Here is a 25,343-nt window from a genome sequence, read left to right on the forward strand (position 1 = left end):
CGCATCGCTTGGGCCGTTCTGCGCCCGTTCTTGAGGAGATCTTCCAGTATGTCCTTCTCGGCTCGTTCCTTTGCCTTCTTTGCCATGTACACGCTCGCGTCCGTGGCCGCGTGCGGCGGCGAATCCAGCTCCGGGGCCGGCGGCGCCGGCGGGTCGGGCGACGACGCCGCGGGCCCGGGCCCCGGGAGCACCTCCTCCGGCCCCGGCGCGACCAGCGGCAGCGGCGGCGGCGCCACGAGCGGCAGCGGCAGCGCCACGACGAGCAGCGGCTCGGGCGGCGCCACCAGCAGCAGCGCCACGAGCAGCGGCTCAGGCGACGTCACCACGAGCGCCACGAGCACCGGAGCCGGCGACACGACGACCAGCACGGCGGCGACCGGCGGCACGGATCCCGGCGGGTGCAGCATCTTCTGCTCCGACTTCGAGGGCGGCTCGCTGCCTTCCGAGATCCAGTTCTTCCCCGAGTACCTGCGGCCGAGGATGAGCGAGTTCGTGACGCTGGACAGCACCGGTCACAGCGGCACGCGCTCCGTCAAGGTCTCGGGCACGGACTTCAGCCAGATGCTCGGCGTGGCCGTGCCGAGCAATTTCTGGGGCAGGGTCTACCTCAAGAGCGCCACCGACATCCAGATGGGCCACAACACGTATGTCGCGGCCGCGGAAGGCAACGGGGATCCCAACAACGGCGAGCAGATCCGCATCGGCGAGCACCAGTGTCAGCTCGAGCTGAACCGCAGGAGCGACGACAAAGAGATGCTCTCGAACGGCGGAATGTACATGTGCAGCGGCGGCGTGAAGCTCGTCGCGAACACCTGGTATTGCCTCGAGTTCCACTACGACGGGCCGGGCCGCTCGGTGAGCGTGTTCGTGGACGGCACCGAGGTCAACGCGATGCACGTCACGGACTGGGGCCCGTACGACTACAAGCTCTTCAAGTTCGGGTTCGAGAAGTACCACGGCGGGGCCAAGACCATGTGGTACGACGACCTCGCGCTCCACTCCGAGCGCGTCGGCTGCGGCAAGTGAGGCCGCGCCGCGCGGCGCTCGGGTGAGCCTGAGGGGCCGCGGGAACGCCGCGGAGACGAGATGAAGGCGATTGTCTACGACCGATACGGCTCACCCGACGTCCTGCGGCTCGAGGAGATCCCGAGGCCCGAGATCGGCGACGACGACGTCCTGGTGAGGGTCCACGCGGCCTCCGTGAACTCGTGGGACTGGGATCTCGTGACCGGGACGCCTGTGCTGTTTCGCTTCTGGGGGCTGCTCAGGCCCAAGCACAAGGTCCCGGGCGCGGACATCGCGGGTCGGGTGGAGGCGGTCGGCAAGAACGTGACCCGGTTCCGGCCCGGTGACGAGGTGTTCGGGGATCTCTGCCAGTGTGGCTGGGGCGGCTTCGCCGAGTACGCGCGCGCCCGCGAGAGCGCGCTGACGCCCAAGCCGGCCGGGATGACGTTCGAGCAAGCCGCGGCCCTCCCTCAGGCAGGCGCGATGGCCCTTCAGGGGCTCCGCGACGAGGGAGGGCTCCGGCCCGCGCAGAAGGTCTTGATCAACGGCGCAGGCGGCGGCGTCGGCACCTTCGCCATCCAGATCGCCGCGTCGCTCGGCGCCGAGGTCACCGGCGTGGACCGGACGGAGAAGCTGGAGACGATGCGCTCGGCCGGCGCAGCCGAGGTCATCGACTACACGAAAGAGGACTTCACGGCCGGCGGGAAGACCTACGATCTGATCCTCGACGCCGCGGCGCACCGCTCGATGTTCGACTACGCGCGCGCGCTGAACCGAGGGGGGACCTACGTGATGCTCGGGGGCTCCATCGGTCGAATCTTTCAGCTCTTGCTCGTCGGGCCGTGGATATCGAGGAGCGAGCAAAAGAAGATGCGCCTCCTGGCAGCGAAGGCGAACCACGACCTCGCTGCCCTGGGGGAGCTGTTCCAGGCGGGCAAGCTGAGCCCCGTCATCGATCGCTGTTTTCCGCTCGGCGAGGTCCCCGACGCGTTCCGCTACTTCGGCGAGGGGAGAGCGCGCGGGAAGATCGTCATCACCGTGTGACGGCGCCCCCCGTACCGACCGACGCCGGGCTCAGTCGTCGATGACGGCGTTGACGATCCCGTCGAAGAACTCCCCGTTCCCGACCGCGTCGAGCATCCGGTTCCAGCCGATCTCATCGAACGGCGTCGGCACGCCGTGGTTCGTCAAGATGACCCCGATCAGCTCGCGGCGGCGATCGATCCACAGGAAGCACCCGGTGCCGCCCGCCTTGCCGTAAGAGCCGCTCGAGAGGCGCGACCCGCCGTTGGAGAAGCGGTGGGTCGCGAGCTCCCAGCCATAGCCCTTGGGCGTCATCAGGAGGTTCGTTATCGGCGATACGTCGGTCTCCGACGCCTTCACCTGGGGCGTCTGGTTGCTCACCATCGCGGCGGCGGCCTGGCGGCTCAGGACGCGGGCGCCGCCGTACCTGCCGCCGTTCAGGATCATCTGGCAGAACACCGCGATGTCCCGCGCCGTCGAGAAGACGCCGTCACAGCCGGCGATCCCGCCGAGCGCGTGATCCTGCTCGTCCTGCACCTCGCCGCGCAGCACCCTCCCCCGGAGCTCGGAGTAGCCCGTGGCCGCGGTCCGCGAGATGAGGTCCGCCGACGGGTTGAAGGTCGTGTCGCTCATGCCGAGCGGGCCCCAGATGCGCGCCTTCGCGAAGGCGTCGAGATCCATGCCCGAGGCGACCTCGATCACCCGCCCGAGGAGGCGGTAGGTGAGATCGCTGTAGAGCACCTGCGTGCCAGGGACGTACTCGAGCGGCGCCTCCGCCATGCGCTGCCAGACGCGCTCGGCGTCCGGGTCGTCCAGGAACTGGCTGTCCAGCGGCAAGCCGGCCGTGTACCGGAGCATGTCGCGCACCGTGATGGCCTCCTTGCCGTTCGCCGCGAACTCCGGGATGAAATCGGCCACCCGATCGTTCAGCCGAAGCACGCCGTCCTCCACGAGGATCACCGCCGACGTCGACGTCGCGAGGACCTTGGTGATGGAGAGCAGGTCGAACAGCGTGTCGAGCGTCATCGGCTCGTCCGCGCCGCGGACCCGGGAGCCGAACGCCCGGTGCCCGACGATCCTCCCCCGCCGCGCTACCAGGGCGACCGCGCCCGGGAACAGGCCGTCGGTCACCCGTCGCTGGATGCGCGCAAAGACGTCCTCGATGCGCTCCGAGCACAGGCCGACGCGCTCGGGCAGCCCAGGGACGAGCTGCTCGTACGTCGTCTGGATGTGCGCCTCAGCCACCTTGGCCGACAGGACCGCCGGCGCGAACGCGGCCACCGCCGCCGTACGGCCCAGCCCCTGGAGAAGGCGTCTGCGATTCAAAAATCCATGCTCGGTGCACATGCTCACTCCTGATCCGTGATCCGTAGGGGGCGGGTCGTGCCGCTGCAGAGCCCGCTCGGGCGCGCCTTCGCGCGCCGTCGCTGAGGTCGCCATCGACGCTCGCGAGCGCCCGAATTCCTGGACAGCAGGAGGCGTGCCGAGCAGCGGACCCAGCGATTCGCGGCGCCGCCGCGCGAGGGCGCCGGCGGGCCGGTGCGCCGATCGTGCACCCGCCTGCACGATCGGCCGCGCGGCCCTGGCGCTCTGCACGGTTTTGCATGATTCGTGCAAACCAGCTGCAAACCAGCGCACGGCGGCGCGCGGCGCCGCGTAGGATGTGCTCGTGGACGAAGGCTTTCCCGGCAGCGATGTGCAGGGCTCCTGCGCGACGACGCTCCGGCTCGCGATCGTGGCCGGCAACACGATCACCTTCGCCCCGCTGCCGCCCCACGGCCGCGTCGTCCTCGGCCGCGACGAGGGGTGTGACGTGCGGATCGACGATCGCTCGGTGTCGCGCCGGCACGCGCTCCTCCACGTCGGCCCGCCGCTCCGGATCGAGGACCTCGGGAGCGCCAACGGCACCTTCGTCGGCGAGCCGCAGGCCCGCGCGCTGACGGCGCGCACGCACCGCCTGCGGCGCCTCTCGCGGGAGAGCGCCGAGGTCGGCGTCGGCGAGCGCTTCAACCTCGGCGCGACCACCGTCGTCGTCGGCCGCGCGCCCGGCGGGGCGGCCGAGGAGCCCGACCGCGGAAAGCCGCCCGCGGACATCGTGCTGCTGGCCCCTGCGATGCTGGCGCTCTACGAGCAGGCCGCCCGCGCCGCGCGGAGCCCCATCAGCGTGCTCATCCTGGGCGAGACGGGGGTGGGCAAGGAGGTGCTCGCCCGGACCCTCCACGCGCGCTCCCCGCGGTCGAGCGGGCCTTACGTCGAGCTGAACTGCGCCGCGCTGCCGCCGTCGCTCCTCGAGGGCGAGCTCTTCGGCCACGAGAAGAGCGCCTTCACGGGCGCCAGCCACGCGCGCCCCGGCCTGCTCGAGGCGGCCCACGGCGGCACGCTGTTCCTCGACGAGATCGGCGAGCTGCCCCTGGCCTTCCAGGCGAAGCTGCTCCGCGTCCTCGAGGACCGGAAGGTGCTCCGCATCGGGGGCCGCACCCCCCGCCGGCTCGATCTCCGCTTCGTGGCGGCGACCAACCGCGATCTCGAGGCGGAGATCGCGCGCGGCGCCTTCCGCCAGGACCTCTACTTCCGGCTGAACGGCATCTCCCTCGTCGTCCCGCCGCTCCGCGAGCGGGTCGCCGAGATCGGCCCGCTCGCCGGCAGGTTCCTCGAGGAGGCGTGCCGGCAGCTCGACCAGCGCGGCGCGCCGCGCATCTCGCCGGAGGCGCTCGCCGCCCTCGAGGCCTACGCCTGGCCGGGCAACGTGCGCGAGCTGCGCAACGTGATCGAGCGCGCGGCGGTCCTGTGCGCGGGGGAATCGGTCCTGCCCGCCGATCTGCCGCCGCACCTGATGAACGGCGCCGCGCCCCCGTCGAGCGGCGCCGCGTCGCGGCCCAGCGGCACCATCCCCCCGCCGCCGCCATTGCCGCCCAGCGGCGCCGCGCTGCCGCCCAGCGGCGCCATTCCCCCGCCGCCGCCCAGCGGCGCCGCGCTCCCTCCCAGCGGCGCCATCCCCCCGCCGCCGCCCAGCGGCGCCGCGCCCCCTCCCAGCGGCGCCGGGCTGCCGCCGTCCGACGCCCCGCCGCCGAGCGGCGACGCCCTGGCGAGGCTCCGGCTCGAGATGAAGGCCGCCGACCGGCAGCGCGTCATCGAGGCCCTCGAGCGGTCCGCGGGCAACCAGACGCGCGCCGCCAAGCTCCTCGGCATCTCGCTGCGCACGCTGATCAACCGCATCGACGAGTACGGCATCCCGCGGCCGCGGAAGCGGTCGCCCTGAGCGCTCACGAGCGCGACGAGAGCGCGGCGCGCTCGTCCGCCACGCCCAGCGCGCGGGACGCCCCCTCCAGGATCCCGCGGAGCACCGCCTCGACGTCCCGCTCCGCGCCCAGGGCGAGCCCCCGGTCCGCGAGCGTGCGCGGCGGCCGGGTCGCTCCCGGCGAGCGCCTGCTCCGCCGCGTGCAGGTAGAACTCCACGGCGAGCCGGTGCCCGAGCGCGCGATCGCGAGGCCGAAGTCGATGTGCTTCACGAGGTTGCCCTGCAGCTCGACGACCATCACGTTGCGCGGCCGGGCGGTCGAGCGTCCGGGGTCGTGAGGCCCGGCTGGCCTCAAGAGAGGGCGGTGACCTCGAAGTTCCAGATCGTGTAAGGACCGACGGCATCTTCGCTGGCAGCCTTGAAGAACACCTCGGTCGAGTAATCCATGAACAGCGTGTGGATCGTGTTTGCCGCCAGGGATTCATAGACGAACCACTGCCCGTCGCTGAACCTGCGGTACCAGAGCTGAATGGGCATGTCCCCCACGGTGATGGTCGACATCCTGAACGGCCGCGGAAAGCTCTCGTTGGTCCCGTTCCAGACCTTGATCCACTGGTCCGCGACGTGGGACTGGAGCTTGCGCGGCTCCGCCGGCCAGTTCGGTATTCCGCACGCACCGCCAATCAGCTTGGCGGTCCCCGGCCCTTGGCCGTCGCCGGGGTCGACGAAGCCACACCCCGTGAAGCCCGGGTTGGTGAAGGACAGGTGGTAGTGACCGTACCCCGATTCGTCCTCCACGTTGATGTAATTGGCGTTCTGCTGCAGGCCCTCGCAATACTGGCGATACGTCCAGCACGAGCCCTCCGCTTCCTCGCAGGGAACGAGGTGGCCGTCCGCGTACCCCGTCTCATACGTGAACGTCGCCCTCGCGTCGGCCCACATGCCGTTCAGCGCATCGAAATCGTCGAAGCCGACGAAGCAGCTCGCAGCCGCCCTGGCAGGGCTGGCCGACAGCATCGCGCCGAGCGCTATGGAGGCGGCCACCGCGCCGCGCAGCAACGTTCGAACCGTGGTGTTCATGGGTCTCTCCGGTCTCTCTTGTTCGGGTTGGTTTCTCACGGCGCGGCCATGAGCTCGTCGAGCTCGCGCAGGGCCGGCGAAAGGAAAGGCGTTCGCTCCCGCCGTTATCCCGGCTGAGGCGGCGCGACTCTGGTGCCCCGCACCGTCCGGGAGCCCCGTAGAGCAACGCGCATACCAGGAGGAAGCGCGCTCTCCGCCGCCGTCTCCGCGCCGGAGCGAGGCCCTGTCCCCCGCGGGGACGCGGCGATTCCAGCCGAATGGCGCTCGTCGACGGCGCGGGAGCCCTGACCTTCGCGAGCGGCGAAGGCCACCGCGGGCCGCGCGCGTCACGCAGACGGCCGTGACATGTCACGCCTGCTCGTCACGGTGCGACCGTGACATGTCACGCTTGCTCGTCACGGTGCGACCGTGACATGCCACGCTTGCTCGTCACGGTGGGGCCGGAGGCTAGCTCGCCGAGACACGACCATGTCGTCGAGGTAACGCACATACGTGAGAAAGCCGCGTCCTCGGTCCAGAGCGTGATCGAGGTCGTTCAGCGCCAAGTTCGCGAGCAAGGGGGACAGCGGGGAGCCTTGGGGCAGACCCCGAGCGCCCACGCTTTTCAAGAACTGCTTGATCATCGCGAGCAGCCGACCGTCGAGCACCCGTCGCGCGACCTTCTCCAAGATCCGGTCGTGCCGGAGGGTATCGAAGAAGCGCGCCAAGTCGAGGTCCACGATGCGATGCTTGCGACGGAGCAGTCAGAACTCTCCGCGCCCTGCGGCCTCGATCGACGAGAACGTGTGCCTCGCGTGCCGCCCATGCAACGAGTTCGAGGCAGGCGCCACAAGAACTTCCATGTCGATGAAGCCGCCATCCGGGATGGATGAAAGATTCCAGGCACATGCGAGCCCGCGTGGTTCTTATGCTAAATCATGTTAACAACAGTCGAAGACGGGGATGCGTGAATAGCCTCCGGTGCTAGGTCCCTCCGCAGTACCTGCCCGTGGGTGGGCAGGAGGAGGAAACCACATGCACTTGCTCCAGCACGTTCAGAAGCTCCGTCGTTTCACTCCGTCCCGCTCCCTGGGCTTGCGTGCCCTGGTGGGCGTCGGCCTCCTCGCGGGGGCAGGCCTGCTGCTCCCCGAGGTGGCCTCGGCGCAGGAGGACCCCATTCCCTGCCCGTTCGACAACGTCCTCTGCCTGTTCGAGGAGGAGGGCTACGGCGGGGAAATCTTCAACGTCCGGGCGCTGAACCCGCAGGTGGGCACGTGCGTCAACCTTCCGGAGCACGGCTGGGAGGGAAGGGCACATTCTGCCTACAACACCAACGGCGCCGGCGCCGCGATCTTCCAGAACGAGAACTGCATCGGCTACCCGTACCCCGTCTACGGGGAGAGCGGCCTGAGCCCGCTGCCGTTCGTTCCCAAGAGCGTCTACGTCTTCTGACGCGATGATCGGGCGAAAGGCGATGGGCAGCGCGGCCATCGCCTGGCGGCCAGGACGAGCCGGCCTGATCACGAAAAGCAGGACCGCGCGGGCCACCAACGCGGGCTGGCGCTCGGGGATGCGCGGGGCACGAAAAGGCCCAAGAACGAGGGCGCCGCTGTCATTCCCGACGGGTGACGGGCTCTTCGGTGGGCGGGAGGGCGTGGCGGCGCGGGGGCGCGGCGCCACGGCCGCGCTCAGTACATCAGGTTGCCCTGGCCGAGCACGAAGGTGATGTTCTGACCGAACTGGGCCCGGGCGGTCGTCACGCGCGCGGTGGCGTTCACGATGCGGTTGCGGCGCTCGACCGCTGAGCTCGCCGCGAGGCCCTGGGCGATCTCGGCGCGCGCGAGGTCGAGCTGCTGCGCCGCGGCGGGATACAGCGTCATCGGGGCCATCACCTCGATGGCGTCGTCGATCTCGACGCGGGCGAGCTCCATCAGCTTCTGCTGCACGTCGGCGCGCGTGTTCGCGAACTGGTCGACGAGCACCCGCGCGGCGTCCAGCCGTTGCTTCGCGATGTCGGCGTTGAAGGCGGCGTTCAGCGCGCGCAGGAAGCGAGCGATGGCGATCGCGTCGAGCGGCACGAGGTTGAGCGGCGTCCCGAAGCGCTGCTCGAGCTCCTGGGCGGCGGGAGAGAAGAGGAAGGGCGTCGAGGCGTAGAACGTGACGGCGTCGGTGAGGCCCGGATCCGCCTTGTCGTTGATCTGCAGGTTGTTGTGGAAGAAGGGCGGCGTGTCCGCGGCCTCGATGAGGGGCGGCGGGTTGAAGGTGCCGTTGCCGAACGAGTTGGGGAAGCCGATGCCCGTGGCGTCGAAGTTGGGCGCCGGCAGGTCTCGCCCGCCGAAGCCGCCGTCCGCGAGGAACTCGCCCCCGAAGCTGCCCCCGTTGAGCGGCGACCCCTTGGTGCGCGTGCCGGTGTCGAAGTTGCGGTTGTTGCCGGTGTCCTGGAAGTTCGCGCCGGCGTTGTGGTGGCACAAGTTGCAGCGGCCGCGGTTCGGGTCCATGAACGCTTGCCGGCCGTCCTCCGCCTCCGCGTCGAACAGGCGAACGCTCGCCAGATCGAGCTCGTTCAGCCGGCCCAGGCTGAGCTGGAAGGCCAGGGTCACGTCCTCTTCTTCCGGTGTCGGCAACCGGAAATCGACGCCCGGCTCGCGGGCGAGGCGCTTGGGAAAGTGCTGGGTGATCGCGTCCTTGAGGAAGCCGCGCAGCGTGCCGTCGCTCGAGCCGTCCCCGCCCCAGCCGGTCCGCTCCGTGGGGGGATTGGTGGTGCCGTCCCCCGAATCCGCCCGGATGCTGGTGCTGAGCGAGAGGACGTGGTTCACCCCGCGCGAGACGAACCGGTGCGTCGGATCGGCGAAGCCGTCCACGTTCTCGAGGATGGCCGCGTCGTCCAGCAGATCCGAGGTCTCGAGCTCGGCGAGCTCCGGCACCTGCCGGAACACGAAGAGCGGGTCATTGGGGTTGGTTTGGTCGAGGGCCTGGATGAACGGCACGTCGAGCGTCGTGTTGTTGGCCACGGGGTGGCAGGTGCCGCAGGTGCGGCCGTTGCCCTCGAACGTCTCGTGGAAGAAGACACCTGCGCCCGCGCAGATGTCCTGCGAGACGAGCCCGGCGACCACGCGCGGATCCTGCGCGCATTCAGCGAGCCGATCCGCCAGGGCGAGCGATTGCGAAGCTTCGTCGAGGGGCTCCGGAATCTCGTCCTCTGCCTCCGAGCACCCCCCGGCGAACAGCGCCATTCCGACCCCGCACGCGAGCAGCAGCCCCATCTTCGAGCGTCCCATCAAGCTTTCTCCGTTACAAGCGCAGCGCCCGGCCGTGGCGAGCGGCCACGAGCAGGAAAGCGGCGCGTTTCATCCACTCTTCAGCTGTGGTCGCGGAGCCATCCGAGCCGCCCGGCGGTGCGGCGTGGACCTCGTGAGCCACGCCCCGGCGGGGAAACCGCCGGGGAGGCAGCCCTCGCCGCCCGGCGCGCGAGGCCGCGCGCTGGGGGCGTCAGGCGGTGCCAGGAGCGACCTCAGGCGACCGATGATGTAGCTGAACAAAAACGATGTTCAACGTTCGGCGCGGCCCGGAGCTCCATTTTTAAAGATTCTTTACAAATAGGCCCGGGAGGAGGCGCGCGGGGGCGCGAGCCCGTGCGGTTCCCGCTGCGTGACGCCGGCGGAGTCGCGCTTCAATCCCGTCCCCCGCCCGTAGATCATCGGTGGGCAGATGACGGAGGCTAGGACGAGCCGGCCGGATCACGAAAAGCAAAACCGCGCGGACCACCAACGCGGGCTGGCGCTCGGGGATGCGCGGGGCACGAAAAGGCCCAAGAACGAGGGCGGCGCTCCGCCACGACGGGAGGGCCTCGGCAGGTTCAGTACTGAAGATCCAGGACGTATTGGACAGAGTCTCCCAGCTTGAGCCTGTCGTTCTGGTCGGGGTAGGCGTCATCCGGCTGACCATGGTCGTGGAAGACGACCACGTACGACTCCCCCTCGGGAAGGGGATAGGTCGTCGCCCGATCCGCGCAACGCACCGGCACGGAGGCAGCCCACCTGGGCGCCACGCCGGGCTCGCTCTCGACGGGAGGGCCGTTGGGATCGACGTAGGGCCCCACGCAGAGCACGGGCTGCAGGGTGTTCCCGCCGCCCGGCGCCGTCCTGACGGAGACCGCCCTTGCCCCGGTGGTCGCCTTGCTGATGCGATAGACGTCCTTCTCGCCGCGCCCGAGGAAGCCCGTGACGCCGCTCTGCGTCAGCCAGAAGTCCGGTCCGGATTCGTACTGGGCCTGCAGGGACAGGACGTCGTCCGCGCCTATATCGTCCGTGGGGCCCAGCGGATCCCAGGTGACGGTGTTGGTCGTCGTGCCGAGAGGCTTGTATCCCGAGAGCACGAACGTCGCCTTGCCGTACTGCGCCTGCGGCGCGATCCCCTCCGAGTAGCGCTCCCAGAGATACTGATACGGGGTGTTGCCGGACGCATCCGGATTGGTCGCATCGAACACGTACCAGGGACTTGTGTCGCTGTTCGGGCTCGAGCTGCTGTTCTGCTGCTTGCCGCCGTGATGGGGCACGCCCGGGGTGTACGCCTCCGTGAAGAAATGGTTCCCCCAGCCGCCGAGGAAGCCCTGGCTGGACACGACCCGGGAAAGGACACCGGCGCTGCGGGCGATGGCCGCCAGGACCGGAGCGTAGTCGTAGCACTGGGCGCCCATCACCCCGTCGTCCCAGCTGAGCTGCGAGCCCGGCTTCCCGTACTGGAGCGATTCAGCGGGATCCAGGCCATCGCTCAGGAAGATGGACGATACATCGCCCTGGTTGGTCGCCTGACTGTACCGGTATCGCTGCGTGACGAGGCGATACAGCCGGCGCATCGTCTCGAACTCGCTCGTGGTCCCCTGCGCTGCCGCCACGGCGTGATCCAGGAACGAGAACTTCGACTCGTCTGTCGTCCGGCGGAACGCCGCGGTGAGCTTCGGGTACACGGCGTACGGCGGCGACCACTCGTAGAGCACCGTGAAGTGATCGCGGATGTTGTCCTGATCGGTGCCGTACCCGCCGTTCAGATTGACGCCGTCCTCGTCCTCGTCGTAGCCATACGTCTCGAGCTCTGCCTTGGAGATGGCCCCGCTGGCGACGAGCGGATAGGGGTTGTGGATCACGTAGAACACGACGTCCTGACCGATCCGGGTGCCCGATGGGGCGAAGGCGCGCACAAGGTAGCGTCCGATGGGCGCGTCGCTCGGCACGGTGATCCGCCAGTGCTCGCGGCTCCGGCTGGAGAACGCGCCGCTCGTGAAGATGCCTCCCGTGTAGTCGCCCTCGGCGGGCAGAGACTTCGCCCAGGACACCTCGGCGCCCGTGGCGTTCGAGATGACCCGCAGCGTCGCGTTCTGCGCGGCGCCGTTCAGGCTCGAGTCCTCGACGGCGACCGCGAACGTCGTGCCGCGGCGGACGGGCGGAGGACGGACGCCGTTCACGACGGTGGCGCCCTGCGCGAAGGCCACGCCCTCGCTCCAGGCGTCATAGTCGCCCGTGCGCATCGCGCCGTGGTAGAGGAACTGGACTCGGTCCCAGCTCGTCTTGGTGCCCGCCGGCGCGAAGCTCTTCTCGCTGACGCCGAACCAGAACTTGGCAGGATTGTAGCCGCTCGCGGCCAGCGAGAACTCGAGCGTGTGCTCCGCTGCGTTCAGCTGCCCCAGCGGGAAGTTGTAGCGGCCCTGATCGAACCCGCGGCGATAGAGCAGGTTGCCGTTCAGCTTGACGTTGTCGGCATAGGCGGACTGGCTGGAATCGGTGTTCCGGTAAGCGCCTCCCTTGAGGAACACCTGGGACGCCGAGCTGTCCACGGCGACCTTGGCGCGGACCTGCACGGCGGCGCTCGGGGGGTCGACCCAGACGATCTTCAGGGAGTTCCCGGAGACGTCCGTGGCCTTGAAGCTCTGGGTGCGGCCCGCGTTCGGGGCGACGTACGTGAATTCGAAGCGATACCAGCCCTGGCGTGAGCTGGAGAGCTCGTACACTTGCTGGCCGCTGCTGTTCGACAGCGTTTGCTGGGTCTGGTCCGGCTCTCCCGGGCGCGAGGTGACCTTGGCGGACTCGAACCTGTGGCTCGTGTCCACCTGTCCCGCCGCTGTCTTCGCGGCGAGCTCGAACCGGATCCTCTCTCCGTTCGCGTCTGGTTGATAGACGTGAACGACCTGCGAGAAGGTCCCCGAGCCGGAGAACGTCTCCTCGACGGATTTCATGTAGACCCTGCCAGGGATCTCGAGCGCTCGGAGGGGCGCCAGGGTCTTCTGGAGAGCTTCGTCCGGGATAGTGGGGATGCTTGTGAGCTCCTGAGCGGAGGTCTCGACCGGGGCCTCGAGCGCGAGCTCGTCGTCGGAGCACCCGACGATCAGGCCGATAGCCCCGAGGAGCAAGAGGGCCAGCGCGTCGCCGTGGCGGGCGGCGCGCCGGGCGCGACGAGACGTGACGTGCGTCGACGAGATGCTGTTGTCCAACATACTGCCTTTCTCGGAGATGCTGGGCCCAGCGCGCGCGGAGGGCGGGCGTACGGATTGAAATGCCCATCGCGGCGAGCCAGCTCGCCCGCGGGCACGCGGCGCCCAGCGTAGATTCGACGGACATGTGGATCATTGTAAATACATTTTCCAAATCGAATACTGCATGTCCGTCATGCATCCTGTGCATCTCGTCACCGTGCCGTCGCGAGGGCGTGAGCGCCGCGGCGCTGGCGTGCGGTCCGCCGCGCTCTCGCGCGCTCGGAGGCGTGGAGACCCGCCCGCGCGGTCCTCCGGTGTGGAGCCTTCACGCTCCTGCCTCGGTCTCCTCGACGCGGCGGGGTAGGCGTCGGATACGCCACTCATCACGATTCGCGGGGGCGGCACGACGGGGGCGCGGAGCGCACCCACCCGCCGCAGAAGCCCAGGTCGTCATGCCTGTGAGTACGCGGAGCTCGGCCACCGCTTCCTCGAGCGACTCGTCGTCGAGCTCGTCGACGAGCGCCTCCGCCTCGTCGGGTCTCTGGCCCTGGCGATGGGCGGCCGCTCGGTGGGGATGCCGAGATGGGTCAGGAGCGCCACGATGGCTTCGCGCTGCGCACGTTGACCGATGTCGGCGACGAGCCGCCGGCGCCCACCGCACGGACACGCGAGCACATCCTCCAAATAGACAGCCCCGGGAAGCCCGCGCTGCGCTCTGGTTCGCGGTGCTCCTGCGAGGAGAGATTGAACCGCCATGGCGCCATGGACGCCAAGAAGAGGATCATCTCGGTTCTCTTGGCGCGCGTGGCGCCATGGCGGTTTTCGTGTCTGGAGCGCCCTATCCGGCGCGGCCGAGTCCCACGCTGAGTGTGTACGGACGGCGCGAGCGGCCCCGAGCCCAGGGAGAGCGCGCCGGCCGGGGGCCGATGCGCCCCCCGGCGGGTCCGGATAGACGAGCTCCGCGGAGGGTTACTCCAGCTCGATGAGGCCGCAGCCGATGCGGCCGCCCGCGGCCGGGTCTGCCGCGGCGTGCACGACGATCGCGTACTTCGTCACGTCGGTGTCCGCGCCGTCGCCGACGGTCCAGACGTCGGTCCCGCGCTTGACCGTCTGCGTGCCCTGGCCCCTCGCATCGCACGCGAAGCTGCCGAGTCCTTCGCCGTTGGGCACCCAGTGGGCGCCCGCATCATTACCGTTGCTGCCACAGCTCTTGTTCTCGTGGATGTGAGCGGAGTGCTCGCCGGCAGGGCAGCCTGACAGCGTGATGGTGAGCGTCACCTCCTCTCCGACCTGCGTGAAGGCCGCGGCCCCGGTCAGGCCGCTCGAGTTCAACCCCTGGATCTCCGCCTCGGCCCGCAGGGACGCGCCGCCGCCGTTCCCGCCCTCGCCGCCGCCGTTCCCGCCCTCGCCGCCGCCGTTCCCGCCCTCGCCGTTCCCGCCCTCGCCGTTCCCGCCGTCGCCGCCGCCGCCGTCGCCGCCGCCGCCGTTCCCGCCATCACCGCCGCCCGAGCCGGTCGTGGACGACGTGCTCGCGCCGCTCGACGTGCTGGTGGAACCAGCGGGCGAGTCGCCGTCATCCCCGCACGCGGCCAAGAGAGCGCTGGCGCCAAGGGCGACCAATGAGAGCTTCAACCACCGTGACATAAGTCTCCTTTTCTCGGCGCGACCCGAGCGGGCAGGCAGTTGCCCCCCGGACGCCACCAAGCCATCGAGGGCACGAGGATGTCCTAACACGGCGAGCGTCCAAGCAGCTACGTCAAAAAATTTCGCATCGAGCACCTATTCGGTAACGGAATTGCGACGATTATCGAAAAATGTGATCCTGCTGCTCCGTCTCAGCGTTCCGGCGCGCGCGGCGGGGCTATCCAGCCCTCAGCGCCGGCGTGGAGGAGGCTGCCCTGGCAGCGAGACGATTGTATTCTCGACCGAGCCAGGCGAGAAAATCCTGGGTCCAGGGAGGGCCGTCTGGCCAGCCTGCACGGATGCGATCGGCGAGCTCGAGATCCCAGCCCCCATAGAGGTCCACGAGCGCGTCATGGGCCCTGCGGCCGGCCAGCGCTTCAGGGGCGCCGCGAGGCTCGCCCCCGTGCGCGAAGGCGTCGTCGCAGACATAGTAATTGCACGTCGCCGCGCGCCGCTGCGGCGGGATGGTGCAGCCCTCGGGACCGTGGAAAGCACACCTCTTCGGCAGCGCGTGGCCGTCGCTGCCCTGGGGCTCGACGCGCAGGATGAGCAGGCCGCGCCGACCGGGGCGCAGGTTGCCTGCCGTCATCTGAGCGAGGAGCCAGCCTGCGCCGCCGAGCGACACGATCCTCCCGATGTCCGACCACTCGACCCCCGGCGGGCTGGCGCAGCAGCCGGTCGCCCCCTGCGGGCATGCGCCGCACAAGGTCGAGTGCAATCGCGTATGCGCGCCTGCGAGCTCCAGCCGGATCATCGCCCCACCAGCCCTCGAGGATAACGGCGCATCCCGCTTCGTCCAGCGCGCCGGCGCGCTCAGCGGGGGACCAGGATCACCACACCCCGCGGAGCGTCATGCCGGTGGTGGACGCGGTGATCTCGGCGCGCGGGTGTGTGAAGAGCGCAAACCCGAGCGTGCCGGCGGCCTCGACCCGGACGGCGGCGCCGTTCAGCGTCGCCACCACGGCGTGGCGCCCCGCGTCGACGGGAATGGGCTTGTCGCGCTCGACCGCGACCTGCTCGCCGTCGATGGCGCAGGTAGCCCCGGCAGGGATGACGATGCGGAGCTCGCCGACGAGCTGGCGCGCGCGCGCCAGGTCGAAGATCCGCGACTCGTACAGGTCGCGCTCCTCCGGCGTGCTCGGCGGCCGCATGATCTCTTTGCAGAGCGACAACCAGCGCACGGCAGCAGGCGCGTCGCCGATCCGATAGGCGAGCGCCCCGATATTGCAGGCGGCGACCGCAGCGGGATGTCCAGCCAGTCGGGCCGGTTGTTGAGCTCGTAGCTGACCTCGTAGATACACTTTTCGAGCATGTAGAAGTCGAGCAGGAGCACCGTGTCGGCGTCGTTTGCGGGCACGAACGGCGCCGTCTCGTCGGTCCGCGCCTCTGCGGTGGCCTGTGCGCGCGCGATCGTCTCCAGGTAGCCCGCGAGGTAGCTCGCGGAGACCCAGGCCACCCAGGCGTCGGTCCACGGCTTGAGCACCGCGACGTCCTCCGGCCGGACGCGGTTGTCCCGGAGCGCCGAGGCGCCGACGTAGTCGAACGAGCGCAGCATCCCCGACACGTCCCGGAGCGGGGAGGCTAGAACGAGCCGGCCGGATCACGAAAGGCAGAACGGCGCGGGCCACCAACGCGGGCTGGCGCTCGGGGATGTGCGTGGCACGAAAAGGCCCAAGAACGAGGGCGCCGCTCGCGTGGGGTCGAGCTGCGGGCAGAGGTTGGCCAACGGCCACGCGCGAGCGGCACGCGGACGGACGAGGCCGAGAGGCTCACGCCGCGTCGAACGACGGGTCTCTGGCCCTGGCGATGGGCGGCGGCTCGGTGGGGATGCCGAGATGGGTCACGATCGCCACGATGGCTTCGCGCTGCGCACGTTGACCGATGTCGGCGACGAGCCGCCGGCGCCCACCGCACGGACACGCGAGCACATCCTCCAGATAGACGCGGCGGATGAGGGAAGCCCAGTCGATGCGTGCGTAGACCGGCAGGACGATGCCGTCGCCGGCTCTCGCTCTTGTGCCGGCTCGCAACCGGCGTCCCGCCGCCGCGCTTTCACACGGTCAAGTACGCGGGGGTGCTCGCGTCCGAAAGCCGCCCACGTTGGCGCGGAGGCGCATCGGACCGCGCCCTGCGAAGCCAGAAGAGCCCGCGAAGGCGGGCGATGAGCCCGCTCCGAAACGCAGGCGCGGCGTCTGTTGCGCCCCTCTTCGCGCTCTGCGCCGCGCGGGGCCGCTCTTTCGACCCATGAACGAGGCGTCGCGACGCGCGCGGTCCCGCCACATCGGTTCGCCGCGCCACACTTCCTCGCGCAGCGATCCGGCTTCTTTTACCTACGCGCCGCGACGGTTCAGGCCGAGGTTTTCGCGGGCCAATTGGGTCTCGCCGGTGAAGTGATTGACCTTGGTGAACTCCCGGTAGAACAGCCCGGAGACCACTCCGACGATCATGTAGACGTGTGCTGCGTTGTACGACTTCCGCATTTCGGCGCTCGCTCCCTGTGATCAACGATCGCCCCGATGGGACTCCTTCAAGCACCTGGTAGGGTCACGCACGGCGGCGGAGCTGCAGCACGCCGAGCGCGATGCAGAACACGGCGGTGCCCCAGTGGATCGCGAGGTAGCCCGGGTGAGCGCCGCGCCACGCGAGCACGATGGCTCCGTCGACGACGGGGATCACGGAGCCGAGGAGCAGCGTGAGCGCCGCGGCGCGCCGCTCGCCAAGGAGCGCGAAGGCGATGAGCAAGGCGCCGACGGAGAGGTCGCGCACTCCCTTGGCGACAGCGTACGCGGCGAGGCCAGCGAGCGGCACGCCGAAGGCCGCAGCCGCGGCGCCGGGGACAACCAGGAAACGCGCGCCGATGAAGCACAGCGTGAGGCCGGTGAGCAGCGTGGCGATGCCCGCGCCGCCGAGGCGGCGCGACGGAAGGGACGAGGCGGAGGAAGCGATAGCGGCGTTGTTCATGGGCTGGATGTAGCCCTCGGCGGACGCGCCCGCTGTGGCCGGCGCGCGCAACGAATGTCCCCAGACGCTCACGTTGCGCGCGCTCTGGATCATCGCTAGGCTCGCGCCATGTACCAGGATGATCCGCTATCTAGCCGATTTTTCCTGGCAAAACTCTCGTCCGAGCTCGTCTGCCGGACCGCTGCGCGAGGGGCTTGGGCGCTCGAGCTTCCGGCGCGTCCGATCCTGGTGCTCCACCACGTGACCGAGGGGAGCTGCGTGCTGCGCGCCGGGCGAGAGGCTGTCTCGCTCTACCAGGGCGACGTGGCGCTGGTGCGACCGAACGTGGGGCACCGCGTCGACCACGGCGACGCGAGGGCGAAGCCCGTGCTCCTCGACCGGTGGCTCGAGGTCTCGCGAGAGGAGGACGGCGAGCGCGTGCTCGGCCGCGGCGCCACCACGGCGCGCGCGCTGTGCGGGGTGTTCCGGTTCGAGCACGACGCGCTTGCCCCCTTGCTGCAGGTCCTGCCGACGGTGATCCACGCCGGCGCGCGGGCCGTCGAGGCGCGGCCCTCGTTTGCCGACGCGCTGGCGCGCCTGCGGAGCGAGCTGCACGAGACGCGCCCGGGGGCGGGGCTGGCTCGCCGTCGCTGGCTCGAGCTCATCCTCATCGAGCTCGTGCGGCTGCTCGCCGACCGTGAGCCCGCGAAGCTCGCCGCGCTCGGCGCCACGCAGGACGTCGTCGTCGCCCGCGCGATCGCCGAGCTCGTGCACGACCCGGCGCGCGCGTGGGACGTCGACACCCTGGCGCGAACGGTGGGCGTCTCGCGCGCCACGCTCGCCCGGCGGTTCCTCGAGGCCACGGGCGCGCCGCCCATGGCGTACCGGGCGACGCTGCGCACCGAGCACGCGCGCCGCCTGCTCCGCGAGACGACGCTGTCGAACCAGCAGATCGCCCACGCGGTCGGGTTCGCCACGGTGCAGGCGTTTCAGCGCGCGTTTCGGCGCGAGACCGGGGCGACGCCGTCGGCTGTCCGCGCGCAGCTGCGCGCCGCGCACGGCTGAACCACCGCGCAGGAACGTCGATCAGCTCGTGACGTAGATCGAAATGAGCGGACGTCTCGTTCGCTTGGGAATCGCCAGACCCTCAACGAGAGGATTCTTCTCCGTCACGGAGCCAGCGACGTCAGGGGCATCGAGCAGCGGTGTATTCGCCGTTGGCGTCGATGTCGTGGGTATCGGTGCCGCTCAGCCGGACCACGACCTCCGCGGCGTCGATGCTCACGATCTCCATCGTGCCGGACCTGAAGGAGCCGTCGCCCGACCAGCAGCCGTCGCCCCTGTCAGAGCGGGTCACCGTGTAGTACGAGTACAACACCTCCGGCGCGCTCAGATCGATGATGCCGGGCACCTGCAGCGCAGGGGGAATGCTGATGCCCAGCTGCCAGTTGTCGCAGCCGGTGGTCCCGGATGGATCCGAGCAGAGGCTCACCGGGGAGCCGAAGATGATGAAGAGATCGTCCGGAGAAGTGCCCGGCCCGGCGGACGAACTGCTCCCGTACTCTCCGGGGAACTCATTCCTGAAGAGCGCGATCGCGCCGGCCGTCGCCGGCCCGGAGCCGTTCCCGGTCGAGGCGGAACCGCCGGCGCCTACCGACGAGGCGCCCCCGGTGCTGGAGTCGCCGCCACTCCCGACCGACGAGCCGCCCCCGGTGCTGGAGTCGCCGCCACTCCCGACCGACGAGCCGCCCCCGGTGCTGGAGTTGCCGCCGACGCCGCCGCTGCCGGTCCCATTGGCGTCCTCCTCGGGCCCGGCCTCTTGACCGCCGTCGTCGCTGTCATCGCCGACCTCCACCAGGGCGGTGCATCCGGCGCCGAAGGTCTGGAGCATCATCAGCCCAAAGAACAATGAAATGGATGTGTTCACGAGGCGTCGCATTCGTATCTCCCCGGGCCTGTCAGCGCAGCCCGTTGTCATTCCATGAATGGCGTCGTTCGTCTGTTTTTATGATCTCCTGATCGATCTTCGTTCGGGTACGACGGTGGGCCTGAACAAGGCGGTGGCGCTGGATCCCCTCGAGGCCGCGCCGGCGAGAACGGTGAGCCGCAGCGCAGGAGCGGCGAGCGGCGCTCAGGGGCAGCGGAGCGCGTCGTGGACGCCGCTGACGTCGATGTCGAAGGTGTCTGTCCCCTCGAGCTTCACCACGAGCTCCGCGGCATCGATGCCCACGAGCTCGACCGTGCCGTGGATGAAGCCGCCTTTGCCGCGAGCAGAGCAGTCGTTACAACCGGCGTCCGGTGTGGCAACGCCGCGAGCCGGGGACCTCGAGAGATCCACCGATCAGCGCCCTGGCCTCGCCGGGGCGACGGCAGCCCGCGGCCTGCTTTCACCGCTGCGCGCCTCTCAGCTCCGGAACGAGGATCTCGAGCCTGCGGCGGTAGGCGGAGCTCGGGTGCGCCGCGACGAAGCGGTTCGCGCGCGCGAGCGCCTCGCCGCCCCGGCCGAGCGCCTTCAGGGCGCCGACCGCGATCACCTCGCGCTCCTGGGCGAGCGCGCCGCCCGGGAAGCGCGCGAGGTGGGCGTCGGCGAGCGCGAGCGCCTCCGCAGGCCGCGCCGCGAGCGCCTCCTGCGCGCGCTGCAGCAGGCCGAGCTCCGTCTCCGCGTCGGGCAGCGCCGCCTGCGCCGAGCCGCCCGCCGCCGGCGCGCCGCTCGTCACAGCGAACGCGCGCGCGGGCAGCGGCGCGCCGCTCGTCACGGCGAACGCGCGCGCGCGCGGCGGCTCCGGAGCACGCGCGCGCGGCGGTTCCGCAGCGGGGGGCGCCTCCGCGGGCACCTCCGGCGCCCCCGCGGCGGACGCCGCCGCGGCCCCCGCCGTGGCTGCGGCCGCGACCACCGCCGCGCCGGGCGGCGCCAGCGGCGCGGCGGGCGGCGGCTGCGAGCGCGACGGCATGAGCCACACCGCCCCGACGAGGACGACGCCGAGCGCCGCGCCGACCGCCAGGCCGGAGAGCACCGACGGCGGTGCGACAGCCCCGGTCGCGGCGATCCCCGCCGGAGCGTGCGTTGCCGGGGCGCTCACGCCGGCGCCGGTCGCCGGGGCGCCCGCGCCGCCGCCGGTCGCCGGTCCACCGCCGCCCGCGGGGCCGCCGGGGTCCTTGCCGCCTCCCGGTCCGCCCGGAGGGTGGAGCGGCAGCCGCGCCGCGAGACGCGCGAGCTGCGCCTTGTCCGGCGCGTCGCGCCGGGCCGCTTCGAGGGCCAGGCGGAGCACGTCCGAGCCGCCCTCCGAGCCGATCTGCTTGCGAGGATCGCCGCTCATACGTTGCTCCCCTCGGTGACCCGCGCGGCCCCGACCCGCGACGCGCCGAGCTCGTACCGGCGCATCGCCGCCTCGATCTGCGCCCGCGCCGCGCGCAGCCGCGAGTACGCCGTCTGCAGCGGGCATCCCGCCGCCTTCGCGATCTCCGCCATGGGCACCTGCTCGATCTCGTGCAGGACGAACACCGCGCGCTTGTCGTCGTCGAGCCGATCGAGCGCCGCGTCGAGCCGGTCGAGCGCGCGGCGGCGATCGAGCGCCTCGTCCTGCGGCGCCGCCATGACCGGCTCGGGAACGGCCTCGGCCACCTCCTCGCGCCGCCGGTGCGGCCGCCGCCGGTACTCCGACGCGAGCCGCAGGCAGATGCTGTAGAGCCACGTGCGCAGCGCCGAGCTGCCGTCGAAGGTGTCGAGCTTCCGATGCACCGTGAGGAAGACTTCCTGACAGACGTCCTCGACGTCGGCCTCGCCGACGCCGAGCCTCCGCAGCACGCGCCACACGTACGCCGCGTTCTCTTCGAAAATCTCCTCGAGGGTCATCGCGAGAGGCCGGGGCGCAAGGAAGCCGGGCCCTGACCTTGATGGTCGCGAGCGCGCGGTTTTATGGAAGAAAAGCGACGCCGGGCTCCGAATCGGGAAAATCAGCGGAAGTCACGGAAACATCACGGGAAATCGACGCCGAGAAGGACGTCCGCCGCCCCGGCGAGCGGCGCCATCCGGAAGACCTCGCGGTCCCGGCCCTGCGCGTCGATGTAGTAGAAGGTGTCACGCACGATCGGCACGATCAGCCCGAGCCCGCCCCCCACGGTGAGCGGGCCGGCGAGCTGCCGGGTGAGACGGACGTCGAGCGCGGCGCCCGCGGTCAGGCGCTCGTCGGCGCGGTCGACGCCGAACCCGAGGCCGCCGACCTGGAGCGCGCCGAGGCGGACGCCCGCGCACGCGGAGAGCCGCGTCTCGCCCCCGAGCGAGACGGGGCACGCGGACACGAACCCCTCGCCCCAGGAGAAGCGCGTCGAGGAGGCGCCGGTGGTCGCCTCGTCCGGCAGCCAGATCGCCCCCCCGACCTCGAACGACCAGGACCGCGGGGGCGTGAGGCGCGCGCGGAGCGCGGCGGCGATGCCGGGCGAGGGCAGGAGGTCGAGCCCGAAGAGCGGGCCGGCGCCGACCTCGACGCGCCACGGCGCCGGCGGCGGAGGTGCCGGCGGCGGGACGGGGATCAGGACGCGCTGCACGATGACCTGCGGCGCCGGCGGCGAGGGCGCGGGCGGCGGCGCTGGAGGCGGCGCCGGCGCGGCCAGCGGAAGCGGCGCGCCGGGGGACAGCTTCGCGCTGGGGTCGATCATGAGCGCGATGGCCAGGGCGAGCTCGTCGTCGATCGCGCTGCAGCGCGGCGACGCCGTCGCGATCTCGCGCGTCCCGAGCACCGCGCCGCCCGCGTCGGCGACCGCGATCACCGCGCGCCACCCGCCCGTGCCCCCCGGCTCGATGCGCCCTTCGATGGTGAGCTCGGCGCGGGCGGCCGAGACGAGCGCCGCGCGCCCGAGGCGCGCCTCCACCGCCTGCGCGAGCGCGCGCGCCCCGACGCACGCCTCGGCGCCGGCGAGCCGCACCCAGCTCAGCGACGCGGTCTGCTCGCCGGACGACGCGCGCGCGGGGCGCGCCGCAGCGACGAGCGCCGACGCGGCGAGCGCCGCAGCGACGAACCCGAGGCGTGCTGCGCGGCGCGCGGTCACGGGCCCGGCGAGGCCGCGATCCCGACGTAGGTGGGCTCGGGGACCTCGGTGACGCGGCCGGTGGGCCGGAGGGCGCCGGTCGCCTCGTTCACCTGGAACGCGACGATGTCGCTCGAGCCCTGGTTCGCGACGAGCAGCAGCTTGCCCGTCGCCGCGTCGAACGTGAGCTGGGCAATGGCGTCGGACCCGAGGTTGGTGACGAAGGCGAAGCGGTTCGCCGCGTCGGTCACGGCGTGGTGCGACCGCGTCCGGCGCCCGAACGCCGCCTCGCGAGGATAGCCCGCGCAAAGCCATTCCGACCTGTCAAGAATTTCCCGGCAACGACCGGCAGTCGACATGATGTACAAACGTACGATCCACTGATCCGCCTACAAAAATCAACAGATCCAACGAGCTCACTCGGCTGTGGAGTATTGCCTACACCACGCTGAGCTCGTCCAAACGCCGTCACGCACGACCCCGCAGCGCACCGTGTCCGGCATCGACGGCTCCTCGGGCGGATCTCGCCACCCGGGCCTGCTCGAGAGCGTTCCGCCTGCGGCTCGGCTACCTCATGTTGCACGGGGGCGTGCCGACGGAGCGGCGGCCTCTGCTGCTTAGATGGAGAGTCCACCGGGCCCTCCTCGCACGGAGGCTCCTCGGTCCTCGGATACGGAACGTCACGGCGCGGGCATGACCAGGGTCAGCCCATCGTGCGCGCCGAGCTGCGAGCTGATGATGGTCTGCATATAGTCATACATCGGGTCGTAGGTGTACAGGAACCCGTCCTGATCGATCTCCCAGAACTGGTCGGCGACCGGATCGTACGCGAGGCCGCCGGCGTTGGTGGGCTCTTGGTATGCCAGCAACGACCCGGCGCCGTTCGCGACGTCGATGGCGAAGAGGGGGCCATAACCGGCGACGAACCCGACCAGCTGGTCGCGGGTGGTGTCGTAGGCCATGCCGTCGTAGCTTCTGGGGGGCGTCCCGAGCAGGGTCGCGGCCCCGGTCGCCCTGTCCAGCTGGTAGAACCCGGGTTGGCTCCCGCGCGCGCTGCCGTACAGGTTGCCAGTCCTCGGATCGAGGCCGAGCCCGAACATTTTGTCGACGCCGTGGATGCCCACCAGATTGGCGGCCCCGGTGGCGATGTCCACCGTGTAGAGTCCTTTGTTGGCGCGCCCGTCGATCATCCACAGGGTGCCGGTCGCCTCCTCCCAGGCGAGCTCGCCGATGTCGAAGCTCACGCCGAGCGGACCGACGTCCTCGAATTTCCGCGTCCGCAGGTCGAACCGGCGAAGCATGTCGTCCTCCTCACGCACGGTGTAGAGGAACCGGCGCGTGCCCTCGACTTGGCAGGTCGCCGAGCAGCCGTCGCCGTTGACATGGCCGCCATCGTCGCACTCCTCGCCCGGACCGACCCTGCCGTTGCCGCAGGGGGACTCGGCGACGCACGCGCCGCTGATGCATATCGACTCCGCGGTGGTCGGGTCGCCGTCGTCGCACGCCGTGTCGTCGGGCGCGTTCGGGTTCGTGCAGAGCCCCGTCCTTGGGTCGCACGCGCCCGCGACGTGGCACGCGTCCGGCGGCGCGCAGGTCACGTCGGCGCAGAGGCTCGGCTCGCAGCTGTAGACGACCGTGACGCGCGCGAACGCCCCGCCGAGCTCCTCGCTCCGGCTCAGCCCGTCGCAGCTCGGCGCGGAAATATTCACGGAGTTCACCCCGCCGAGCACGTACGAGCTGGGATTCACGTCGGTGAACGAGGCGAGCTCGTGATCCGAGTCACAAGTGCACGATCCGATAGGGTCGAAGTTGCCAATCGCGGCGCCATTGAGCGACACGGCGCGGGCGCCGGCCTCGAAGGAGCAGTCGATGCCGCTCTCGAGCTCGACGTCGACCCGGCGAACGGAGGAGAACCCGCGCCCGAGATCGTGCCACTGGAACCCGTAGTCGCCGCACCCGTAGCGGTGGGTGTCCGTGTCATCGCAGCGCTCCTCCTGGTTGATGAGGCGGTCCGCATCGATGTCGTAGCTCGTCGCGCATTTCCCGTCGGGGAGCTGGATGGAGCCGTCGGGGCAGGTGCAGTCGCAGCGCTCGGCCGATACGTGGATGTAAAAGTACAGCCATGTCGACGCGCCGTGCACGTCGGTGGCCTTGACCTGAATGGTGTAGACGCCCGGCGTGTCCGTCGAGAACGTGCCGACGGGCCCAGGAAGGCCGAGGACCGGGGAGGACCCGCTCACCTTCGAGCCGATCTGCCAGGTGACCGAGATCGCGTCGCCATCGGGATCCTCTGCGTCCACGGTGATCGTGGCCGTCTCGCACAGGGTGATGAACTTGCTGGGCGCGATGTCGAGGCTGTTGATCTTTGGCGGGGAGTTTAGAGCGACCACCGCGTCGAGGAGGCCGTCGGTATCCCCGCGGCACTGGGACACGAGCATGACTTCCCTCGTCCACTGCCCAGGGACATCCACCACCGTCTCGGCGGGAGCGCACTCTTCCGACGGCGAAGCGTCGTGCATCGGCGTCGCGCAGACGCGGTAATTGCCGCGAGGCAGCACGAACGTGCCCTCCGCGGCCGCGTGCGTCCCGGAGCCCGTGACGAGGTGGTCGTCGTAGGGCACGTCGCCGGCGAGGGGCACGTCGATGTCGAGGGCGCTGGTCGCCTCCGCGATCGCCGTGTCCCTGCAGGTGCTGCTGGCGCCGACGACCTTGTAGTGAACCGCCGTCACGTCGTGCCGCTCGCCCCGGATCGCGAGGGCGGCACGGATGACCCCGGTCTCCGCAGCGTCACCTCCGTCGATCCCCTGTTGGCCGCACGCCGGCAACGCGAGCGCGAGCGCGATGGCCGTCGGTCCTTGCACGAAGTCTCTTCGTCCCCTTCTCATCTTATCCCCTTCCTGGGTT

The 25,343-nt window shown here is 70.6% G+C and carries 24 protein-coding genes; 5 read left to right on the plus strand and 19 right to left on the minus strand.

Going from position 1 to position 25,343, the window contains the following annotated elements:
* The first annotated feature begins 48 nt into the window (after positions 1-48).
* Both WMF12_RS34230 and WMF12_RS34235 read left to right on the plus strand, forming a co-directional pair.
* On the plus strand, positions 49-1,026 hold the full coding sequence (locus WMF12_RS34230) for a hypothetical protein (protein WP_437852181.1): 978 nt from the start codon (positions 49-51) through the stop codon (positions 1,024-1,026).
* Positions 1,027-1,086: 60 nt separating this feature from the next.
* On the plus strand, positions 1,087-2,049 hold the full coding sequence (locus tag WMF12_RS34235; protein ID WP_437852182.1) for an NAD(P)-dependent alcohol dehydrogenase: 963 nt from the start codon (positions 1,087-1,089) through the stop codon (positions 2,047-2,049).
* A gap of 30 nt (positions 2,050-2,079) precedes the next feature.
* Here WMF12_RS34235 and WMF12_RS34240 read toward each other — a convergent pair whose 3' ends face one another.
* On the minus strand, positions 2,080-3,354 hold the full coding sequence (locus WMF12_RS34240; protein WP_437852184.1) for a serine hydrolase domain-containing protein: 1,275 nt from the start codon (positions 3,352-3,354) through the stop codon (positions 2,080-2,082).
* A 343-nt stretch (positions 3,355-3,697) separates the two neighbouring features.
* On the opposite strand from WMF12_RS34240, the gene WMF12_RS34245 reads away from it, so the two are divergent.
* Entirely contained in the window at positions 3,698-5,287 is a 1,590-nt protein-coding gene (locus tag WMF12_RS34245) for a sigma 54-interacting transcriptional regulator (protein WP_437852186.1), read from the plus strand.
* Between the two features lie 4 nt (positions 5,288-5,291).
* On the opposite strand, the gene WMF12_RS34250 is transcribed toward WMF12_RS34245, so the two are convergent.
* The 3 genes from WMF12_RS34250 to WMF12_RS34260 all read right to left on the minus strand — a co-directional run bounded on the left by WMF12_RS34250 (position 5,292) and on the right by WMF12_RS34260 (position 7,089).
* Positions 5,292-5,564: a hypothetical protein gene (locus WMF12_RS34250; protein ID WP_437852188.1), complete on the minus strand. Its 273-nt coding sequence runs from the start codon at positions 5,562-5,564 to the stop codon at positions 5,292-5,294.
* A 53-nt stretch (positions 5,565-5,617) separates the two neighbouring features.
* Positions 5,618-6,346, minus strand: a complete 729-nt coding sequence (locus WMF12_RS34255; protein ID WP_437852190.1) for a hypothetical protein — start codon at positions 6,344-6,346, stop codon at positions 5,618-5,620.
* Between the two features lie 395 nt (positions 6,347-6,741).
* Positions 6,742-7,089: a reverse transcriptase domain-containing protein gene (locus tag WMF12_RS34260; RefSeq protein ID WP_437873917.1), complete on the minus strand. Its 348-nt coding sequence runs from the start codon at positions 7,087-7,089 to the stop codon at positions 6,742-6,744.
* A 271-nt stretch (positions 7,090-7,360) separates the two neighbouring features.
* On the opposite strand from WMF12_RS34260, the gene WMF12_RS34265 reads away from it, so the two are divergent.
* Positions 7,361-7,777 (plus strand): peptidase inhibitor family I36 protein, encoded by a 417-nt coding sequence (locus tag WMF12_RS34265; RefSeq protein ID WP_272095605.1) that lies wholly within the window; start codon positions 7,361-7,363, stop codon positions 7,775-7,777.
* A 236-nt stretch (positions 7,778-8,013) separates the two neighbouring features.
* Here WMF12_RS34265 and WMF12_RS34270 read toward each other — a convergent pair whose 3' ends face one another.
* The 8 genes from WMF12_RS34270 to WMF12_RS34305 form a co-directional block, all read right to left on the minus strand.
* On the minus strand, positions 8,014-9,603 hold the full coding sequence (locus tag WMF12_RS34270; RefSeq protein WP_437852192.1) for a hypothetical protein: 1,590 nt from the start codon (positions 9,601-9,603) through the stop codon (positions 8,014-8,016).
* Between the two features lie 578 nt (positions 9,604-10,181).
* Complete coding sequence (locus tag WMF12_RS34275) at positions 10,182-12,812, minus strand: transglutaminase-like domain-containing protein (RefSeq protein ID WP_437852194.1); 2,631 nt, start codon at positions 12,810-12,812, stop codon at positions 10,182-10,184.
* 948 nt (positions 12,813-13,760) lie between these two features.
* The gene (locus WMF12_RS34280) at positions 13,761-14,423 is read right to left on the minus strand and encodes a superoxide dismutase family protein (protein ID WP_437852196.1); all 663 of its coding nucleotides are present in this window, start codon (positions 14,421-14,423) and stop codon (positions 13,761-13,763) included.
* A 229-nt stretch (positions 14,424-14,652) separates the two neighbouring features.
* Complete coding sequence (locus tag WMF12_RS34285) at positions 14,653-15,228, minus strand: hypothetical protein (protein ID WP_437740915.1); 576 nt, start codon at positions 15,226-15,228, stop codon at positions 14,653-14,655.
* Positions 15,229-15,304: 76 nt separating this feature from the next.
* A complete protein-coding gene (locus tag WMF12_RS34290) occupies positions 15,305-15,655 on the minus strand; it encodes a hypothetical protein (RefSeq protein WP_437852198.1) in 351 nt (116 codons plus the stop codon).
* A gap of 588 nt (positions 15,656-16,243) precedes the next feature.
* A complete protein-coding gene (locus tag WMF12_RS34295; RefSeq protein ID WP_437852200.1) occupies positions 16,244-16,504 on the minus strand; it encodes a hypothetical protein in 261 nt (86 codons plus the stop codon).
* A gap of 300 nt (positions 16,505-16,804) precedes the next feature.
* Positions 16,805-16,954 carry a DUF2871 family protein gene (locus WMF12_RS34300; protein ID WP_437852202.1) on the minus strand — a complete coding sequence of 50 codons (150 nt, stop codon included), beginning with the start codon at positions 16,952-16,954 and terminating at the stop codon, positions 16,805-16,807.
* Between the two features lie 64 nt (positions 16,955-17,018).
* Positions 17,019-17,435 (minus strand): DUF4267 domain-containing protein, encoded by a 417-nt coding sequence (locus WMF12_RS34305; protein WP_437852204.1) that lies wholly within the window; start codon positions 17,433-17,435, stop codon positions 17,019-17,021.
* 108 nt (positions 17,436-17,543) lie between these two features.
* Here WMF12_RS34305 and WMF12_RS34310 point away from each other — a divergent pair, with 108 nt between their 5' ends.
* Positions 17,544-18,479 (plus strand): cupin domain-containing protein, encoded by a 936-nt coding sequence (locus WMF12_RS34310; RefSeq protein ID WP_437852206.1) that lies wholly within the window; start codon positions 17,544-17,546, stop codon positions 18,477-18,479.
* A 121-nt stretch (positions 18,480-18,600) separates the two neighbouring features.
* On the opposite strand, the gene WMF12_RS34315 is transcribed toward WMF12_RS34310, so the two are convergent.
* The 7 genes from WMF12_RS34315 to WMF12_RS34345 form a co-directional block, all read right to left on the minus strand.
* Complete coding sequence (locus WMF12_RS34315; RefSeq protein ID WP_437852207.1) at positions 18,601-19,353, minus strand: hypothetical protein; 753 nt, start codon at positions 19,351-19,353, stop codon at positions 18,601-18,603.
* A gap of 192 nt (positions 19,354-19,545) precedes the next feature.
* Positions 19,546-19,752: a hypothetical protein gene (locus WMF12_RS34320; protein WP_437852208.1), complete on the minus strand. Its 207-nt coding sequence runs from the start codon at positions 19,750-19,752 to the stop codon at positions 19,546-19,548.
* A 49-nt stretch (positions 19,753-19,801) separates the two neighbouring features.
* Positions 19,802-20,731, minus strand: coding sequence for a hypothetical protein (locus tag WMF12_RS34325; RefSeq protein WP_437852209.1), 930 nt, complete (start codon positions 20,729-20,731; stop codon positions 19,802-19,804).
* Positions 20,728-21,267: an RNA polymerase sigma factor gene (locus WMF12_RS34330; RefSeq protein ID WP_437852212.1), complete on the minus strand. Its 540-nt coding sequence runs from the start codon at positions 21,265-21,267 to the stop codon at positions 20,728-20,730. Before WMF12_RS34330 ends, WMF12_RS34325 begins: the two co-directional genes overlap by 4 nt.
* 122 nt (positions 21,268-21,389) lie before the next feature.
* Entirely contained in the window at positions 21,390-22,460 is a 1,071-nt protein-coding gene (locus WMF12_RS34335) for a hypothetical protein (protein WP_437852214.1), read from the minus strand.
* Positions 22,457-22,690 carry a beta-propeller fold lactonase family protein gene (locus WMF12_RS34340; RefSeq protein WP_437852216.1) on the minus strand — a complete coding sequence of 78 codons (234 nt, stop codon included), beginning with the start codon at positions 22,688-22,690 and terminating at the stop codon, positions 22,457-22,459. The genes WMF12_RS34335 and WMF12_RS34340 overlap by 4 nt, the downstream gene beginning before the upstream one ends.
* 429 nt (positions 22,691-23,119) lie before the next feature.
* Complete coding sequence (locus WMF12_RS34345; protein WP_437852218.1) at positions 23,120-25,300, minus strand: PKD domain-containing protein; 2,181 nt, start codon at positions 25,298-25,300, stop codon at positions 23,120-23,122.
* Positions 25,301-25,343 lie beyond the last annotated feature (43 nt).

Origin of the sequence: Sorangium sp. So ce363 (genome assembly GCF_051520435.1) — a bacterium.
GTDB lineage: Bacteria > Myxococcota_A > Polyangia > Polyangiales > Polyangiaceae > Sorangium > Sorangium cellulosum_B.

Excerpts from the sequence above, each read along its gene's own strand:
- WMF12_RS34275 (WP_437852194.1), bottom strand. The coding sequence starts at position 12,812 with ATGTTGGACAACAGCATCTCGTCGACGCACGTCACGTCTCGTCGCGCC.
- WMF12_RS34300 (WP_437852202.1), bottom strand. The coding sequence starts at position 16,954 with ATGCGGAAGTCGTACAACGCAGCACACGTCTACATGATCGTCGGAGTG.
- WMF12_RS34255 (WP_437852190.1), bottom strand. The coding sequence starts at position 6,346 with ATGAACACCACGGTTCGAACGTTGCTGCGCGGCGCGGTGGCCGCCTCC.
- WMF12_RS34250 (WP_437852188.1), bottom strand. The coding sequence starts at position 5,564 with ATGGTCGTCGAGCTGCAGGGCAACCTCGTGAAGCACATCGACTTCGGC.
- WMF12_RS34235 (WP_437852182.1), top strand. The coding sequence starts at position 1,087 with ATGAAGGCGATTGTCTACGACCGATACGGCTCACCCGACGTCCTGCGG.
- WMF12_RS34315 (WP_437852207.1), bottom strand. The coding sequence starts at position 19,353 with ATGCGACGCCTCGTGAACACATCCATTTCATTGTTCTTTGGGCTGATG.
- WMF12_RS34325 (WP_437852209.1), bottom strand. The coding sequence starts at position 20,731 with ATGAGCGGCGATCCTCGCAAGCAGATCGGCTCGGAGGGCGGCTCGGAC.
- WMF12_RS34305 (WP_437852204.1), bottom strand. The coding sequence starts at position 17,435 with ATGAACAACGCCGCTATCGCTTCCTCCGCCTCGTCCCTTCCGTCGCGC.
- WMF12_RS34265 (WP_272095605.1), top strand. The coding sequence starts at position 7,361 with ATGCACTTGCTCCAGCACGTTCAGAAGCTCCGTCGTTTCACTCCGTCC.
- WMF12_RS34270 (WP_437852192.1), bottom strand. The coding sequence starts at position 9,603 with ATGGGACGCTCGAAGATGGGGCTGCTGCTCGCGTGCGGGGTCGGAATG.
- WMF12_RS34310 (WP_437852206.1), top strand. The coding sequence starts at position 17,544 with ATGTACCAGGATGATCCGCTATCTAGCCGATTTTTCCTGGCAAAACTC.
- WMF12_RS34330 (WP_437852212.1), bottom strand. The coding sequence starts at position 21,267 with ATGACCCTCGAGGAGATTTTCGAAGAGAACGCGGCGTACGTGTGGCGC.
- WMF12_RS34285 (WP_437740915.1), bottom strand. The coding sequence starts at position 15,228 with ATGATCCGGCTGGAGCTCGCAGGCGCGCATACGCGATTGCACTCGACC.
- WMF12_RS34230 (WP_437852181.1), top strand. The coding sequence starts at position 49 with ATGTCCTTCTCGGCTCGTTCCTTTGCCTTCTTTGCCATGTACACGCTC.